This window comes from Pseudonocardia abyssalis, assembly GCF_019263705.2.
GTDB classification, from domain to species: domain Bacteria; phylum Actinomycetota; class Actinomycetes; order Mycobacteriales; family Pseudonocardiaceae; genus Pseudonocardia; species Pseudonocardia abyssalis.
The window spans coordinates 1,551,375-1,566,738 of sequence record NZ_JADQDK010000001.1 but is presented as its reverse complement, the minus strand read 5'-3'; the positions used below and the strand labels follow the sequence as shown (position 1 = coordinate 1,566,738).

Below are 15,364 nucleotides of genomic sequence, written 5' to 3'. Positions count from 1 at the left end.
ATCCCTCCGGGTCGCCGCCCGGCTCAGGCCGGGTAGGCGATCTCGAAGAACACCTCGGTACCGCCGGGGGAACACAGCACCTGCACCCGCTGGGCGAGCTCGTCGATCATGAGCAGACCCCGCCCGCGGAAGCCGGGTGACTGCGGTGCGGGTCGCCACGTCCCGTGGTCGGCCACCCGCACCACCACCGCGCTGGGGAGCCCGTCGCGGACCTCCATCTCGACCTCGACGGTCCCGTCGTCCGCGCCCTCCGTGCCGTAGGCGTGCTCCACGCCGTTGGCGACGGCCTCGCCCACGGCCAGTTGCAGGTCGATGGTGACGTCCTCGGGCACCCCGGACTGGGTCGCCCACCGTCCTATGCGGCGGCGGATGCGGCCGAGCTCCACCGGGTGGGCCCGATGGCGCAGGCGGAGGCGGGGCACCCCGCCGCACCGTCCCTGGCCCTCGATCACGTCCACCGGTTGCCCGCGCTCCGGTCCGGGCAAACCCGACGCGAACGCCCGATGTCCGCCGGGTGTGTCACACCGGCACCAGGCGGGTATCCGGCGCCATGCACGGAACACAGGACGACGCCCCCACCCCGGCCCGCGAGACGGGCGGCACCGACGAGTCCGGGCGGAGGGCCCGATGAGCCGCCGCGGCGACGGCAACGAGCTGAGCCCGCTCGGGAAGATCGCCTACAAGCCGTTCGGCCTGGTCTTCGGAGTGCTCGGCGGCATGGTCGCCAGCTGGGTGTTCGGGCTGGTGTGGAAGCACGTCTCCGACGAGGACGGCACGCCGCAGCCGCTGTCGGACGACTACAGCACGCGGGAGGTGCTACTCGCCGCCACCATCCAGGGTGCGGTGTTCGGGCTGATCAAGACGGCGGTGGACCGCTACGGGATGAAGGGCGTCCGCCGCTTCCTCGACGCGCCGCGCCCCCGGCCGGAGGCCTGAGGGCGGTGCCGGCCGAGGAGGACGTACCCAGCACCGTCGAACGGTCGGCCGTGAAGGCGCAGCGCACGTGGGAGAAGACCTTCGACTCCGCGCTGCAGACCTACGACGGCGACGGCGGGCGGGCCCGGCGCGCCGCGTTCGCCTCGCTCAAGCACACGCACGAGAAGGTGGGCGACCACTGGGAGCCCAAGGACGGCAACGGCCCGTCCGACGAGCAGGCCGAGCGCGGCTCGGTCGACACCGACCTGCCCACCGCGGGCGGGGTCGATGCGAACGCGACGAAGGAGCACCTGCTCGGCCTGGCCCGGCGCCTCGGCGTCGAGGGCCGGTCGTCGATGACGAAGGCCGAGCTCGTCGACGCGCTGCAGCGGGCGAGCGACCGGGAGACGGCCCGGGCGCGCCGCGACTGAGCCCACGGGCCCGGCCGTGCCCCGCGAGCACCGTCCGTCGCCACGCGCACCGTCGACGGTGCGCGTGGCGACGGAGGATGCGCGTGGTGGCGGTGAGTGGCGTGGTCAGTGGAAGGACGGCGGCCGCTTCTCGGTGAACGCCGCCAGTCCCTCGGTGCCCTCCGGGCCCGCGGCGGAGGCGGCGATGGACGCGGCCTCCGCGTCGAGCTGCTCGGTGAGCGGGAGGTCCGGCGACGAGCCGAGCAGCCGCTTGATCCGCCCGAGCGCGACCGTCGGGCCCTGCGCGAGCCGGTGCGCGGTGTGCTCCGCCTCGGCCCGCACCTCCCCGTCCTCGACGACGGTGGCCAGGATGCCCAGGTCGAGGGCGGACTGCGCGTCCAGGACCCGGTCGGTGAGCAGGATGTGCCGGGCCCTGCCCGCCCCGACGATCCGGGGCAGCGTCCAGGTCATGCCGCCGTCCGGGGAGAACCCGATCCCCGGGTAGGCGGGGCGCAGCCTGGTGCCGCGCCCGCCGACGGCGACGTCGACGGCGCAGACGACGCTCATGCCCGCGCCCGCCGCCCAGCCGGTGACGGCCGCGACGACCGGCACCGGGCAGGCGACGACCGCGCGCAGGAAGCCGTGGAACGCCGTGGCCAGGTCACCGACGAAGGCGTGGCGGTCCTCGGCACCGGCGAACGCGCGGACGTCGCCGCCGGTGCAGAAGCTGTCACCGTCGGAGACGAGCAGGACGGCGCCGACCGACTCCGGATCGAGAGTGGCCAGGGCCTCGGCGAGCTGCGGGAGGGCGTCGCCGTCGAGGGTGCCGTGTCGGCCCCGCGCGATGCGGGCACGCAGCACCCGGCCGTCCTGCTCCACGGCGTCGCTCACGACAGTTCCCGCAGGGCGGGCAGCACGTCCTCGGAGAACTGGGTGAGGAAGCGCTCCTGGTCGTGGCCGGGGCCGTGGAACACCAGGTGCGTCAGGCCGGCGTCGACGTAGGGCCGGATGCCGGCCAGCGCCTCCTCGGGGGTGGACGCGACGATCCAGCGCTTCGCGACCTGCTCGATCGGCAGCTCGTCGGCGAGGCGCTCCATCTCCACCGAGGAGTCGACGCTGTGCTTCTGCTCGGGGGTGAGCGAGAGCGGCGCCCAGAACCGGCAGTTCTCCAGCGCCTGGTCCTTGTCGCGGTCGTAGGACATCTTGATCTCGATCATGCGGTCGACCGACCCGGCGGCCTTCTCCCCCGCCTCCTCGCCCTCGGCGACGGCCGGCAGCAGCTTGTCGGTGTAGAGCTCCATGCCCTTGCCGGAGGTGCAGATGAACCCGTCACCCGCACGCCCCGCGTACTTCGCCATCTGCGGTCCGCCCGCGGCGACGTAGACCGGTACCGGGGTCTCGGGACGGTCGTAGATCGTCGCGTCGACGGTGCGGTAGTACTCGCCCTCGAACGACACCGGCTCGTCGGAGGTCCACAGCTCGCGCATCAGGCGCACGGCCTCGCGCAGGCGCGCGTAGCGCTCCTTGAACTCGGGCCACTCGCGCCCGGACACCGCGATCTCGTTGAGTGCCTCGCCCGTGCCGACGCCCAGCATCACCCGGCCGGGGTAGAGCAGGCCCAGCGTCGCGAACGTCTGCGCGAGCACCGCGGGGTTGTAGCGGAACGTCGGCGTGAGCACCGACGTCCCCAGCTGGATGCGCGAGGTGCGCTCCCCCACCGCCGCGAGCCAGCTCAGCGCGAACGGGGCGTGTCCGCCCTCGTGCCGCCAGGGCAGGAAGTGGTCCGACACCGCCGCGCTGTCGAGGCCGACCTCCTCGGCCCGCACCGCGTACTCCACCAGCTCCCGGGGAGCGAACTGCTCCGCGGAGGCCTTGTAGCCGATCCTGAGTGCCACGTCGTCGCGCCTTTCCCTCGTCGTTCCTGCCCCGAGCCTGCCAGTGCGCCCCGGGGCCCGCACGGACGACCCGTCGCGTCGTCTCAGCCCGTGAGCACGGCCGGCGCAAGGGCGCCGGCGCGCGTGCCGGGGCCGGGCAGCGGTATGCCGGCACGCCGAGCAGGAACCCCAGCAGGCCGCGCGCGACGTCGCGCACGGGCGCGGTCCGGGTCGGGCACCGCGATCAGGCCGACCGGGAGCCGGGTGGCCCCCCGGCCCGCTCGCGGCGACCGCCGTGTGGCCCGGGTCGGCCGGACCGAGGAGCTCCCCGCCCGGGCGGTCGCGGGCCAGGTCCGGCATGCGTGCGCCGAGCGCACGCGACGCCCGACGGGCGCGGCTGCCCCGTCGAGGCGGTCGAGACGGTCCGCACCGGGCGCGGACCGTGGGCGCCACCGAGGCCGGGGACGAACCGGGCGCCCGCGGCGTGCGTCGCGGCGCTCGGGGGCGGCGGCCCGCTGCTCGGGCCGGGTCGAGCCGGTCAGGGTGATCCCCGATGTCGGTCATGACCGGACCGTCCACCCTGAACCGCGGTCGAGGGCAGGCCCGGAACTCGCATGCGGCCCGCGCCCCGGCGACCTACCGTCGAGGACGCCATGAGCGATGTCCCACGGCCTGCGGACGGCACCCTGTCCGCGCTGCGCCGGCTGCTGCCCTACGTCCGCCCCCACCGAGCACCGCTGATCGGGGGTGGTCTCGCCGCGCTCGCGGCCACCCTCGCCGGGCTCGCCGTCCCGCTGGTCACCCGCGAGATCGTCGACGGCCCGATCGCCCGCGGCGAGCTCGACGTCCTGCCGTGGCTGGTGCTCGGCGTCCTCGCGTTCGGGCTCGCCGAGGCCGCGCTGATCACGCTGCGCCGTGCGCTGGTGGCCCGGCCGAGCAACCAGATCGAGTCCGACATGCGGGCCGACCTGTTCGCGCACCTGCAGCGGCTGCCGGTGGCGTTCCACGACCGCTGGGCGTCGGGGCAGCTGCTCTCGCGCGCCACCTCCGACCTCACGACGATCCGCTGGTTCGTCGCGTTCTCCGGGATCTTCCTGGTGGTCAACGCGGTGACGATGGTCGTCGGCATCGGGGTGCTGGTGTGGCTCTCGCCCTGGCTGGGGCTGGTCATCGCGATCACCGCGGTGCCCCTGACCATTCTCACGCTGCGGCTGGAACGCCGGTTCTCCGTCGCGGCCCGGCGCGCACAGGACCAGCAGGGCGACCTCGCCACGATCGTCGAGGAGTCGGCGCTCGGCATCCGCGTGCTCAAGTCGCTGGGGCGCGGGCGGCGGCTCACCGACCACTTCGTCGCGCAGTCGCGCGGGCTGCGCGGCACCGAGCTGGTGAAGCTGCGGCTGCTCGCGGGGCTGTGGTTCGTGCTGGTGATGCTGCCGGAGACGGCGATCGCGGTGATCCTCGGGCTGGGCGCGTACGGCGTCGCGACCGGGTCGCTGACGATCGGGACTCTCGTCGCGGCCGTCACGGTGATGACCTACCTGTACTGGCCGATCGCCTCGCTGGGCTGGTTGCTGGCCGAGGCCAGCAACGCCGCGACGGCGACGACCCGGTACTGGGAGGTTCGCGACGTCCTGCCGTCGATCACCGACCCCGGCTCCCCCGTGCCGCTGGGCGAGCCCGTGCGCGGCGCGCTGGAGCTGCGCGGGGTCGCGTTCCGCTACCCGGGCGCCGGGCGCGACGTCCTGACCGGCGTCGACCTCGTGTTGCGGCCCGGCGAGACGCTCGCGCTGGTCGGCGCGACGGGATCGGGCAAGACCACGCTGACCGCGCTGGTCCCCCGCCTCTACGACGTCACCGCGGGCTCGGTGACGATCGACGGCGTCGACGTCCGCGACCTGACACTGACCGACCTGCGCCGGACCGTCGCGACGGCGTTCGAGGACCCGGTGCTGATCTCGGCGAGCGTGCGGGAGAACGTGGCCCTCGGGTCACCCGCCCGGTCCGACCACGAGGTGTGGGAGGCCCTGCGGATCGCCCGCGCCGACGGGTTCGTCGCAGCCCTGCCGTGGGGCCTCGACACGCGGATCGGCGAACAGGGGATGTCGCTCTCGGGCGGGCAGCGCCAGCGCCTGGCGCTGGCCCGTGCGGTGTTCGGCCGCCCGCCGGTGCTGGTGCTCGACGACCCGCTCTCCGCGCTCGACGTGCACACCGAGGCCGAGGTCGAGGCGGCTCTGCGGCAGGTGCTCGGCGGCGTCACCGCGCTGGTGGTGGCGCACCGCTCGTCGACGGTGCAGATGGCCGACCGGGTGGCGTTGCTGTCCGGCGGGCGGGTCACCGTCGTCGGCGACCACGGCGAGCTGATGGCCACGCACCCCGAGTACCGGGCGCTGCTGGCCAGCCTGGACACCGAGAAGGAGGGGGTGGGGGCATGAGCACCGGTACCGATGCCGAGGCGTGGCGCGGCGTGGCGACCGAGGACGACGAGGACCTCACGCGCGCCGCGGGTCTGCGGCTGCAGCGGCGGGCCAGGTCGCTCGTCGTCGATCTCGTGCGCCCGCACCGCCGGGCGGTGTCGCTCGCCGTGCTGCTGCTGGTGCTCGAGAACGCGGTGATGCTCGCCGGGCCGCTGCTGGTGGCGCTGGCGATCGACACCGGCGTGCCCGCCGCCGTGGCGGGGCGGCCGGCGCCCCTGGCCTGGACGATCGCGGGCTACGCGGCCTGCGGGCTCGCCGGGGCCGGGCTGCGCGCGGCGTTCCTCGTGCTGTCCGGGAGGGTCGGGCAGGACCTGCTGCTGGAGCTGCGGCGCCGGGTGTTCGCCCACGGGCAGCGCCTGTCGCTGGACTTCCACGAGTCCTACACCTCCGGGCGGCTGATCTCCCGGCTCACCTCCGACCTCGACTCGCTCGGTGACCTGCTCGAACGCGGACTCGACGGGCTGCTCGGCGCGGTCCTGTCGCTGGTCGGGATCTCGGTGCTGCTGGTGGTGCTCGACCCCCTGCTCGCGCTGATCGTCTTCGCCGGGTTCGTGCCGCTGGTGTTCCTGACGCGCTGGTTCCAGCGCAGCTCGCGGGCCGGCTACCGGCGCACGCGGACCACCGTGGCGCGGCTGATCGTGCACTTCGTCGAGTCGATGAACGGGATCCGTGCGGTGCAGTCGTTCCGCCGCGAGCGGCGCAGCGAGGCGATCATGGACGGCCTCGGCACGTCGTTCCGCGACGCCAACGTGGCGGCGTTCCACACCGTTGCCTGGTACGTCGGGTGCACCCGCGCGGTCGGCAACCTGACGCTGGCGGCGGTGCTGCTGGCCGGCGGGCTGCGCGTCGTCGACGGCACGCTGGCCCTCGGGGCGCTCACCGCGTTCCTGCTCTACCTGCGCCGCTTCTACGACCCGCTCGACGACCTGGCGCAGTTCTTCAACGCCTACCAGTCCGCCGCCGCGGCTCTGGAGAAGATCTCCACCGTCCTCGACACCGCACCCGGTGTCGAGGAGCCGGAGCGGCCGGTGGCGCTGCCGACTCCGGTGCGCGGGGCCCTGGACTTCGACCGGGTCCGCTTCGCCTACCGGCGCGCACCGGACCGCGTCGTGCTGCCGGAGTTCTCGCTGCGGGTGCCGGCCGGGCAGACGATCGCGCTGGTGGGGGCCACCGGCGCGGGCAAGTCGTCGCTGGCCAAGCTCGCGGCGCGGTTCTACGACCCCACGGCGGGGGCGGTGCGGCTCGACGGCGTCGACCTGCGCGACGTCGCCGACGCCGACCTCCGCGACGCGCTGGTGATGATCACGCAGGAGGCGTTCCTGTTCTCCGGCTCGGTCGCCGACAACATCGCGATGGGGAGGCCGTCGGCGACGCGGGCCCAGGTCCTCGCGGCGGCGGACGCCGTCGGGGCGCGGGGGTTCGTCGAGGCGCTTCCCGACGGGTTCGACACCGACGTGCGCAAGCGCGGCGGGCGCCTGTCGGCCGGGCAACGCCAGCTCGTGTCGCTGGCGCGGGTCGTGCTGGCCGACCCGGCGGTCGTGCTGCTCGACGAGGCGACGTCCTCGCTCGACGTGCCGTCGGAGCGGGCGGTGCAGGACGCGCTGGAGACCGTGCTGGCCGGGCGGACGGCGCTGATCATCGCCCACCGGCTCTCGACGGTGCTCATCGCCGACCGGGTGCTGGTGATGGCCGACGGCGTGGTGGTGCAGGACGGCACGCCGGAGGCCCTCCTGGCCGGGGACGGCGAGTTCGCGGCGCTGCACGCGGCCTGGCGGGCCTCCCTGGCCTGATCGCGGGCCCCGCCACCCGACGGCGCCACCGCGGCCCGGCCGGGTTCGCGCACCGATCGGCGCGTCGCGCACGTCCGGGCGTGCGCGCAGGGCCGGGAGGTGCGCGAGACCGGCGCTGCGGGCCACCGTCGACGGTCGCGACACCGCTCGGCAGGTGCGCGGGATCGGGCGCGCGGGCGGGACCGGCGTGCGGGCCGGGGCGCGGCAGGGCAGCCTGGACGGGTGATCCCGCCCGTGTCCCCGACCGCTCCCGCCCTGCCCCGGCCGCACCTGATGCGCCAGCGCTGGTCCGACGTCGGCTTCCTGCACTGGGCGCTCGATCCCGCGGACGTCGCGCACCGGTTCCCGCCCGGCGTCCGCCCGGACGTCATCGACGGGCGGACCTACGTCGGGTTGGTGCCGTTCCGGATGGTCGGGGCCGGGCTCGCGCACGGGCCCGGGGTGCCGTGGGCCGGGACGTTCCTGGAGACGAACGTGCGGCTCTACTCCGTCGACGACACCGGGCGCCGCGGCGTGGTGTTCCTGAGCCTCGACGCCGACCGTGCGGTGATCGTCGCCGGGGCGCGGACGGTGTTCGGGCTGCCGTACCGGTGGGCGCGGATGCGGTACCGCGCCGAGGGCGGCACCCACCGCTACGCCGCGGCCCTGCGGTGGCCGGGTGTGACCGGGCAGAGCCGGATCGGGCTGCGTCCGGGCGGCCCGGCCCCGGACGGCGAGCTGGAGCGGTTCCTCACCGCCCGCTGGGGCCTGCACGTCGGGCACCTGGGCGCCACGCTGCACGTCCCCAACGCCCACCCGCCGTGGCCGCTGCGCACGGCGGAGGTGACGCAGCTCGACGACGGGCTGGTGGCCTCGGTCGGCCTCGGTCACCTGGTGTCGGGGCCACCGGACCACGTGCTGTTCAGCGACGGCGTCCCGGTCTCCTTCGGCACTCCCACCGTCCTGCGGTAGCTCAGCTCGTGAGCGTCAGCTCGAAGCTGTAGCGGCTGGCCCGGTAGACGTGCGAGCCGTACTCGACCGCCCGGCCGGACTCGTCCCACGCCGTGCGGACCATCGTGAGCATCGGGGCGCCGCGGGGGTCGCCGAGCTGGCGGGCCTCGGAGGCGGTCGCCGACTTCGCCCCCACGGTCTGGCTCGCCATCCGCGGTACGTGCCCGGCCGCGCGGAGCAGCTCGTAGAGACCGCGCCCGGCCAGGTCGTCCTCCGTCAGCGGGAGCAGGTCGAGCGGCACGGCGTTGTGCATGATCGCCAGCGGCTCGCCACCGGAGTAGCGCAGCCGTTCGATCCAGGTGACGTCGAGCCCGTCGGGCACGCCGAGGGCCTCGGCGACGTGGTCGGGCGCGCGCCGCACCTCCAGCAGCAGCACCTCGGTGCGCGGCGCCTGCCCGTTCTTGGCCAGGTCGTCGTAGAGGCTCGTCAGCTCGACGGGCCGGCGCACCTTGGGGTGCACGATCTGCGTCCCGATGCCGCGGCGGCGCACCAGCATGCCGCGCTCGACGAGGTAGGCGATGGCCCGGCGCATGGTGGGCCGGGACACACCGAGGCGCTCGGCGAGCTCCACCTCGTTCTCCAGCCGGGTTCCGACGGCCAGCTCGCCGTTCTCGATCAGCTGCTCCAGACGCGTCGCGACCTGGAAGTACAGCGGAACGGGGCTCGTCCGGTCCAGGGGGACGTCGGGGACCGTCCGCTCCACCATGTTGTGACCACCTTTGTTAGAACAAAGTGTTGACCTGATCTCGCGGCGAGAGTACACCTGACCCGGCGCGAGGAGCCACAACCCGCGGCAGTCAGATCGAGCGACGAGGGAGTCGGATGACCGGCCAGAGCACCGCGGCGGAGGTGCTGACGATGGGACGCATCGGCGTCGACGTCTACCCGCTGCAGACCGGCGTCTCGCTGCGCGAGGTGACGACCTTCGGCAAGTACCTCGGCGGGAGCGCCACCAACGTCGCCGTGGCCGCGGCCCGGCACGGCCGCCGCAGCGCGGTCATCACCCGTACCGGCGACGACCCGTTCGGCGAGTTCCTGCACGACGCCCTGCGCGGGTTCGGGGTCGACGACCGGCACGTCACCGCCGTCCCCGGGCTCGCGACGCCGGTGGTGTTCTGCGAGATCTTCCCGCCCGACGACTTCCCGCTCTACTTCTACGGCCGCGACCCCGCGCCCGACCTGGTGATCCGGCCCGAGGAGCTCGATCTCGACGCCGTGCGCGACGCCGACGTGTTCTGGGTGACGGTCACCGGCCTGTCCCGCGAGCCGAGCCGCGAGGCCACGCTCGCCGCGCTGCGCGAGCGGGGCGGCCGGGGTATCACGGTGCTGGACCTCGACTACCGCCCCATGTTCTGGGAGTCCCGCGAGGAGGCCCGGCACTGGGTGCAGCAGGCGCTCCCCCACGTCGACGTCGCCGTCGGCAACCTCGACGAGTGCGACACCGCGGTCGGCGAGCGCCGGCCGCGGGCCGCCGCCCGGGCGCTGCACGCCGCCGGCGTCGGGCTGGCCGTCGTCAAGCAGGGCCCGGCGGGTGTGCTCGCCTCCGAGGTGTCCGGGGAGGGCGGCACGACGCAGGTCGAGGTGCCGCCGGTGCCGGTCGAGGTCGTCAACGGGCTCGGCGCGGGCGACGCGTTCGGCGGCGCCCTGTGCCACGCGCTGCTGTCCGGCTGGGACCTGGAGCGGTCCATGCGCTTCTGCAACGCGGCCGGCTCGATCGTCGCGGGCCGCCTGGCCTGCGCCGACGCCATGCCGACCTCCGCCGAGATCGACGAGATGCTGAGGGAGGCCGTCGGTGCGTGAAGAGGACCTGCGCGCGCTGGTCGAGACCCGTGTGCACCGCCCCGGCGCGGTCGCCGACGCGGCCGCGGCGCGCGTGCGCCCGGCGTCGCTGCTCGGGGAGCACGGCCGGCTGATGATGATCGCCGCCGACCACCCCGCCCGCGGCGCGCTGCGCGCCGGGGACCGGGCGATGGCGATGGGCGACCGCGCCGACCTGCTCGACCGGCTCGTCCTCGCCCTGTCGCGCCCCGGCGTCAACGGGGTGCTCGGCACCCCGGACGTCCTGGAGGACCTGCTGCTGCTCGGCGCGCTCGACGGCAAGGTCGTCGTCGGGTCGATGAACCGCGGCGGCCTGGCCGGCACGGCCTTCGAGATCGACGACCGGTTCACCGCCTACGACGCCTCCGGGATCGCCGCGAGCGGGTACGAGGGCGGCAAGATGCTCACCCGCATCGACGCCGAGGACCCCGCCACCGTCGTCACGCTGGAGGCGTGCGCGCGCGCCGTCTCCGACCTGGCCGGGCACGGGCTCATGGCGATGGTCGAGCCGTTCGTCTCCCACCGCGTCGACGGCCGGGTGCGCAACGAGCTCACCGCCGACGCCATGGCCCGGGCGATGACCGTCGCCGCCGGGCTGGGCCGGACCTCGGCGCACACCTGGCTGAAGGTGCCGATCGTCGAGGAGATGGAGCGGGCGATGGCCGCGACGACCCTGCCCGCGGTGATCCTCGGCGGGGAGGTCTCCGCCGACCCGGACCGCGCGTTCGCCGACTGGAGCAAGGCGCTGGCCCTGCCCACGGTGCAGGGCCTGGTGATCGGGCGGTCGCTGCTCTACCCGGCCGACGACGACGTCGCCGCCGCCGTCGACACCGCGGTGGGGCTGCTGTGAGCGTGATCCGGGCCGGGGAGAGCGCCGAGGGGCCGTTCTCGCTGGTCGTGACCCCGGCGAGCGCCGGGTGGGAGTACAGCTCGCTGCGGGTGCTGGAGCTGCCCGCGGGCGGCAGCGCCACCTTCGACACCGGCGAGGACGAGACGATCGTCCTCCCGCTGTCGGGGAGCTGCCTCGTCGAGTGCGACGGGGAGCGCTTCGAGCTGGTCGGCCGCGGCGACGTGTTCAGCCGCGTCACCGACTTCGCCTACGCCCCCCGCGACGCGCAGGTGACGGTCACCTCCGAGGCCGGGGGCCGGTTCGCCCTGCCCGCCGCCCGCGCGACGCGCCGGCTGACGGCCCGCTACGGGCCCGCCGAGGGCGTGTCCGTCGAGCTGCGCGGGGCCGGGCAGGCGAGCCGGCAGGTCAACAACTTCTGCATGCCCGGCACGTTCGACGCCGACGCGCTGATCGCCGTCGAGGTCCTGACGCCGGGCGCCAACTGGTCGTCGTTCCCTCCCCACAAGCACGACGAGGAGCGCGAGGGCGAGTCGGTGCTGGAGGAGATCTACTACTTCGAGGTCGCCGCTGGACCCGGCGGCACCGCGGGCACCGGCTACCAGCGCGTCTCGACCTCGGGCCCCGGCCGCGAGATCGACGTCTGCGCCGAGGTCCGCTCCGGCGACACCGTCCTCATCCCGCACGGCTGGCACGGCCCGTCGATGGCCACCCCCGGCTACGACCTCTACTACCTCAACGTCATGGCCGGCCCCGGCGACGAGCGGGCCTGGCGGATCTGCGACCACCCCGACCACGCGTGGGTCCGCGGCACCTGGGACGCCGCCGCGATCGACCCCCGGCTCCCCCTGACCACCACGGAGGCGAAGTGAGACTGACCGTCGCCCAGGCCGTCGTGCGGTTCCTGGCCAACCAGTACTCCGAGCGCGACGGCGCCGAGCAGCGGCTGGTGCCGGGGATGTTCGGCATCTTCGGCCACGGCAACGTCGCGGGGATCGGGCAGGCGCTGCTCGAGGTCGCCGACAGCGGTGACCTCCCCTACCACCTGGCCCGCAACGAGCAGGGCATGGTCCACTCCGCCGTCGGCTACGCCCGGATGCGCGACCGCACCCAGTTCCTGGCCTGCACCGCGAGCATCGGCCCCGGCTCCACCAACATGCTCACCGGAGCCGCCCTGGCCACCACCAACCGCATCCCGGTGCTGCTGCTGCCCTCGGACGTGTTCGCGACCCGGGTCGCGAGCCCGGTGCTGCAGGAGCTGGAGCGCGCCGACGGCTACGACGTGTCCGTCAACGACGCGTTCCGCCCGCTGTCGGTGTTCTTCGACCGCGTGTGGCGCCCCGAGCAGCTCCCCGCGGCGCTGCTCGGCGCGATGCGGGCGCTGACCGACCCCGCCCAGACCGGTGCGGCGACGATCGCGCTCCCCCAGGACGTGCAGGCCGAGGCGCACGACTGGCCCGACGAGCTGTTCAGCAAGCGCGTCTGGCACCTCGCGCGCCCGGTGCCCGAGCCCGCCGCGCTCGCCCGCGCCGCCGCGGTCATCCGCTCCGCACGGCGACCGCTGCTCGTCGCGGGCGGGGGCGTGCACTACTCGCAGGCCTCCGACGCGCTGGCCCGCTTCGCCGAGGCCACCGGCATCCCGGTCGCCGACACCCAGGCCGGCAAGGGCGCGCTGCTGCACGACCACCCGCAGGCCGTGGGCGGCGTCGGGTCCACCGGTTCCCCCGTCGCCAACGGGCTCGCCCGCACCGCCGACGTCGTGATCGGCGTCGGCACCCGGTGGTCGGACTTCACCACCGCCTCGCGCAGCGCGTTCCAGGACCCGGACGTCCGGTTCGTCAACCTCAACGTCGCCTCCCTCGACGCGGCGAAGCACGCCGGGGAGATGCTGCTGGCCGACGCGCGTGAGGGGCTCGACGCGCTCACCGGCGCGCTCGCCGGGCAGCGCTGGGACACCACGTGGGACGCGGGCCCCTGGAACGCCGAGGTCGACCGCGCGTTCCACCTGGGGCACTCCCCGCTCCCGGCGCAGACCGAGGTGCTCGGCGCCCTCAACGAGGGGATCGACGCCCGCGACGTCGTCGTGCAGGCGGCCGGGTCCATGCCCGGTGACCTGCAGATGCTCTGGCGCGCGCGGGACCGCAAGGGTTACCACGTCGAGTACGCCTACTCCTGCATGGGCTACGAGGTCGCCGGCGCGCTGGGTGTGAAGATGGCCGCTCCCGAGCGCGAGGTCTGGGCACTGGTCGGCGACGGCTCCTACCTGATGATGGCGAGCGAGATCGTCACCGCGGTGTCGGAGGGGATCAAGCTCAACCTGGTGATCGTCCAGAACCACGGGTTCGCCTCGATCGGCGCGCTGTCGGAGTCGCTGGGCTCGCAGCGCTTCGGCACCGCCTACCGCTACCGCAGCGGCTCCGGCCGCCTCGACGGCCACGTCCTGCCCGTCGACCTCGCCGCCAACGCCGAGAGCCTCGGCGCCGACGTGATCCGCGTCCGCACGATCGCGGAGTTCCGCGACGCGGTCGAGCAGAGCCGGGCGGCGACCCGCACCACCGCGATCCACGTCGAGACCGACCCGCTCGCCCCGGTGCCCGACCCCGACAGCTGGTGGGACGTCCCGGTCGCCGAGGTCTCGGAGCTCGACAGCACCCGCCACGCCCGCACGACCTACGACGAGCGCAAGCGCGACCAGCGCCCCCTGATCGGAAGGAACGCACCGTGAGAACCGTCAGCCACTGGATCGGCGGCAAGCCGGCCACCGGCACGTCCACCCGGACGAGCCCGGTCTGGAACCCCGCGACCGGCGCGCAGCAGGCCGAGGTGCTGCTGGCGGGCACGGCCGATGTCGACGCCGCCGTGCAGAGTGCGAAGGCCGCGTTCGAGACCTGGGGCCAGTCGTCGCTCTCGCAGCGGGTCAAGGTGCTCTTCGCCTTCCGCGAGCTGGTCAACGCCCGCATGGACGACCTCGCGGAGATCATCTCCGACGAGCACGGCAAGGTGCTGTCCGACGCGAGGGGCGAGGTGCAGCGCGGACTGGAGGTCGTGGAGTTCGCCTGCGGCATCCCGTCGCTGCTCAAGGGTGAGTACTCCGACCAGGTCTCCGGCGGCGTCGACCTGTTCTCCTTCCGTCAGCCCCTGGGCGTCTGCGCCGGGATCACCCCGTTCAACTTCCCGGCGATGGTCCCGATGTGGATGTACCCCGTCGCCATCGCCACCGGCAACACGTTCGTGCTCAAGCCCAGCGAGCGCGACCCGAGCGCGTCGATGCTCGCGGCGGAGCTGTGGGCCGAGGCCGGGCTGCCGGACGGGGTGTTCAACGTCGTGCACGGTGACAAGGAGTCGGTCGACGCGCTGCTCGACCACCCCGACGTCGCCGCGGTGTCGTTCGTCGGCTCGACCCCGATCGCGCGGTACATCCACGAGCGCGGCATCGCCGCGGGCAAGCGCGTGCAGGCACTGGGCGGTGCCAAGAACCACGCGATCGTCCTGCCCGACGCCGGCCTCGACTACGCCTCCGACCACCTCGTCGCCGCCGCGTTCGGCTCGGCCGGCGAGCGCTGCATGGCGATCTCCGCGGCCGTCGCCGTCGGCTCGGCCGCCGACGCGCTCGTCGAGGCCGTCAGCGCGAAGGCGCGGGCCACGAAGGTCGGCTCCGGGCGCGACGCGGACTCCGAGATGGGCCCGGTCATCACCGCCGCGGCCCGCGACCGGATCGTCGAGCTGATCGGCACCGGCGAGGCCCAGGGCGCCACGCTCGCCGTCGACGGCCGCGGGCTCACCGTGCCCGGCCACGAGGACGGCTTCTTCGTCGGCCCGACGGTCATCGACCGGGTGACGACGGAGATGGACGTCTACACGCAGGAGATCTTCGGGCCGGTGCTCTCGGTGATCCGGGCGGACTCCGTCGACGAGGCCATCGCGATCATCAACGCCAACCCCTACGGCAACGGCACCGCGATCTTCACCTCCTCCGGTGAGGCCGCGCGGCGGTTCCAGCGCGGCGTGAACGTCGGGATGATCGGGATCAACGTCCCCATCCCGGTCCCGATGGCCTACTACTCCTTCGGCGGCTGGAAGGACTCCCTGTTCGGGCAGTCCCACATCCACGGGCCGGAGGGCATCGCGTTCTACACCCGCGCCAAGGTCGTCACCGCGCGCTGGCCGCAGGTCACGGCGGCCTCCGACTCCTCGTTCCACTTCCCCACCGCTACCTGATCACCCCGTCAACACAAAGGATCACACC

14 protein-coding genes are annotated in these 15,364 nt (G+C 74.3%); 10 read left to right on the top strand and 4 right to left on the bottom strand.

The genetic code is table 11. The annotated features are described in order from the left end of the window. Window positions 1-23 precede the first annotated feature (23 nt). Window positions 24-422 (bottom strand): ATP-binding protein, encoded by a 399-nt coding sequence (locus I4I81_RS07470; protein WP_218602342.1) that lies wholly within the window; start codon window positions 420-422, stop codon window positions 24-26. 205 nt (window positions 423-627) lie between these two features. Here I4I81_RS07470 and I4I81_RS07465 point away from each other — a divergent pair, with 205 nt between their 5' ends. After that, on the top strand, window positions 628-936 hold the full coding sequence (locus tag I4I81_RS07465; protein WP_218602341.1) for a DUF4235 domain-containing protein: 309 nt from the start codon (window positions 628-630) through the stop codon (window positions 934-936). Window positions 937-941: 5 nt separating this feature from the next. Beyond that, window positions 942-1,346: a ChaB family protein gene (locus I4I81_RS07460; protein WP_218602340.1), complete on the top strand. Its 405-nt coding sequence runs from the start codon at window positions 942-944 to the stop codon at window positions 1,344-1,346. Window positions 1,347-1,451: 105 nt separating this feature from the next. Here the strand turns inward: I4I81_RS07460 and I4I81_RS07455 are convergent, their stop codons facing one another. Further along, window positions 1,452-2,216, bottom strand: coding sequence for an enoyl-CoA hydratase/isomerase family protein (locus tag I4I81_RS07455; protein ID WP_218602339.1), 765 nt, complete (start codon window positions 2,214-2,216; stop codon window positions 1,452-1,454). Continuing rightward, window positions 2,213-3,220 (bottom strand): glucose-6-phosphate dehydrogenase (coenzyme-F420), encoded by a 1,008-nt coding sequence (fgd, locus tag I4I81_RS07450; protein WP_218602338.1) that lies wholly within the window; start codon window positions 3,218-3,220, stop codon window positions 2,213-2,215. Before fgd ends, I4I81_RS07455 begins: the two co-directional genes overlap by 4 nt. Before the next feature lie 632 nt (window positions 3,221-3,852). Between fgd and I4I81_RS07445 the strand changes: the two genes are divergently transcribed. The 3 genes from I4I81_RS07445 (at window position 3,853) to I4I81_RS07435 (ending at window position 8,414) form a co-directional block, all read left to right on the top strand. Further along, window positions 3,853-5,631, top strand: coding sequence for an ABC transporter ATP-binding protein (locus I4I81_RS07445; RefSeq protein WP_218602337.1), 1,779 nt, complete (start codon window positions 3,853-3,855; stop codon window positions 5,629-5,631). After that, complete coding sequence (locus tag I4I81_RS07440) at window positions 5,628-7,463, top strand: ABC transporter ATP-binding protein (protein ID WP_218602336.1); 1,836 nt, start codon at window positions 5,628-5,630, stop codon at window positions 7,461-7,463. Before I4I81_RS07445 ends, I4I81_RS07440 begins: the two co-directional genes overlap by 4 nt. Window positions 7,464-7,685: 222 nt before the next feature. After that, complete coding sequence (locus I4I81_RS07435; RefSeq protein ID WP_218615911.1) at window positions 7,686-8,414, top strand: YqjF family protein; 729 nt, start codon at window positions 7,686-7,688, stop codon at window positions 8,412-8,414. 1 nt (window position 8,415) lies between these two features. Here the strand turns inward: I4I81_RS07435 and I4I81_RS07430 are convergent, their stop codons facing one another. Further along, complete coding sequence (locus I4I81_RS07430) at window positions 8,416-9,159, bottom strand: GntR family transcriptional regulator (RefSeq protein WP_218604742.1); 744 nt, start codon at window positions 9,157-9,159, stop codon at window positions 8,416-8,418. A 116-nt stretch (window positions 9,160-9,275) separates the two neighbouring features. Here I4I81_RS07430 and iolC point away from each other — a divergent pair, with 116 nt between their 5' ends. Genes iolC through I4I81_RS07405 form a run of 5 tightly spaced genes read left to right on the top strand, consistent with a single transcriptional unit; the run spans window position 9,276 to window position 15,336 of the window. Continuing rightward, window positions 9,276-10,253: a 5-dehydro-2-deoxygluconokinase gene (iolC, locus tag I4I81_RS07425; RefSeq protein ID WP_218604741.1), complete on the top strand. Its 978-nt coding sequence runs from the start codon at window positions 9,276-9,278 to the stop codon at window positions 10,251-10,253. Continuing rightward, window positions 10,246-11,121 (top strand): Cgl0159 family (beta/alpha)8-fold protein, encoded by an 876-nt coding sequence (locus tag I4I81_RS07420; protein WP_226363809.1) that lies wholly within the window; start codon window positions 10,246-10,248, stop codon window positions 11,119-11,121. The genes iolC and I4I81_RS07420 overlap by 8 nt, the downstream gene beginning before the upstream one ends. Continuing rightward, complete coding sequence (gene iolB, locus I4I81_RS07415; RefSeq protein WP_218604740.1) at window positions 11,118-11,990, top strand: 5-deoxy-glucuronate isomerase; 873 nt, start codon at window positions 11,118-11,120, stop codon at window positions 11,988-11,990. The genes I4I81_RS07420 and iolB overlap by 4 nt, the downstream gene beginning before the upstream one ends. Beyond that, window positions 11,987-13,843 carry a 3D-(3,5/4)-trihydroxycyclohexane-1,2-dione acylhydrolase (decyclizing) gene (iolD, locus tag I4I81_RS07410; protein ID WP_218604739.1) on the top strand — a complete coding sequence of 619 codons (1,857 nt, stop codon included), beginning with the start codon at window positions 11,987-11,989 and terminating at the stop codon, window positions 13,841-13,843. The genes iolB and iolD overlap by 4 nt, the downstream gene beginning before the upstream one ends. Beyond that, window positions 13,840-15,336 (top strand): CoA-acylating methylmalonate-semialdehyde dehydrogenase, encoded by a 1,497-nt coding sequence (locus I4I81_RS07405; RefSeq protein ID WP_218604738.1) that lies wholly within the window; start codon window positions 13,840-13,842, stop codon window positions 15,334-15,336. The genes iolD and I4I81_RS07405 overlap by 4 nt, the downstream gene beginning before the upstream one ends. The last annotated feature ends 28 nt before the right edge of the window (window positions 15,337-15,364 follow it).

Bases quoted from the DNA above. Each gene is read 5' to 3' on its own strand.
- I4I81_RS07445 (WP_218602337.1), top strand. From the start codon at position 3,853: ATGAGCGATGTCCCACGGCCTGCGGACGGCACCCTGTCCGCGCTGCGC.
- I4I81_RS07430 (WP_218604742.1), bottom strand. From the start codon at position 9,159: ATGGTGGAGCGGACGGTCCCCGACGTCCCCCTGGACCGGACGAGCCCC.
- I4I81_RS07465 (WP_218602341.1), top strand. From the start codon at position 628: ATGAGCCGCCGCGGCGACGGCAACGAGCTGAGCCCGCTCGGGAAGATC.
- I4I81_RS07440 (WP_218602336.1), top strand. From the start codon at position 5,628: ATGAGCACCGGTACCGATGCCGAGGCGTGGCGCGGCGTGGCGACCGAG.
- iolC (WP_218604741.1), top strand. From the start codon at position 9,276: ATGACCGGCCAGAGCACCGCGGCGGAGGTGCTGACGATGGGACGCATC.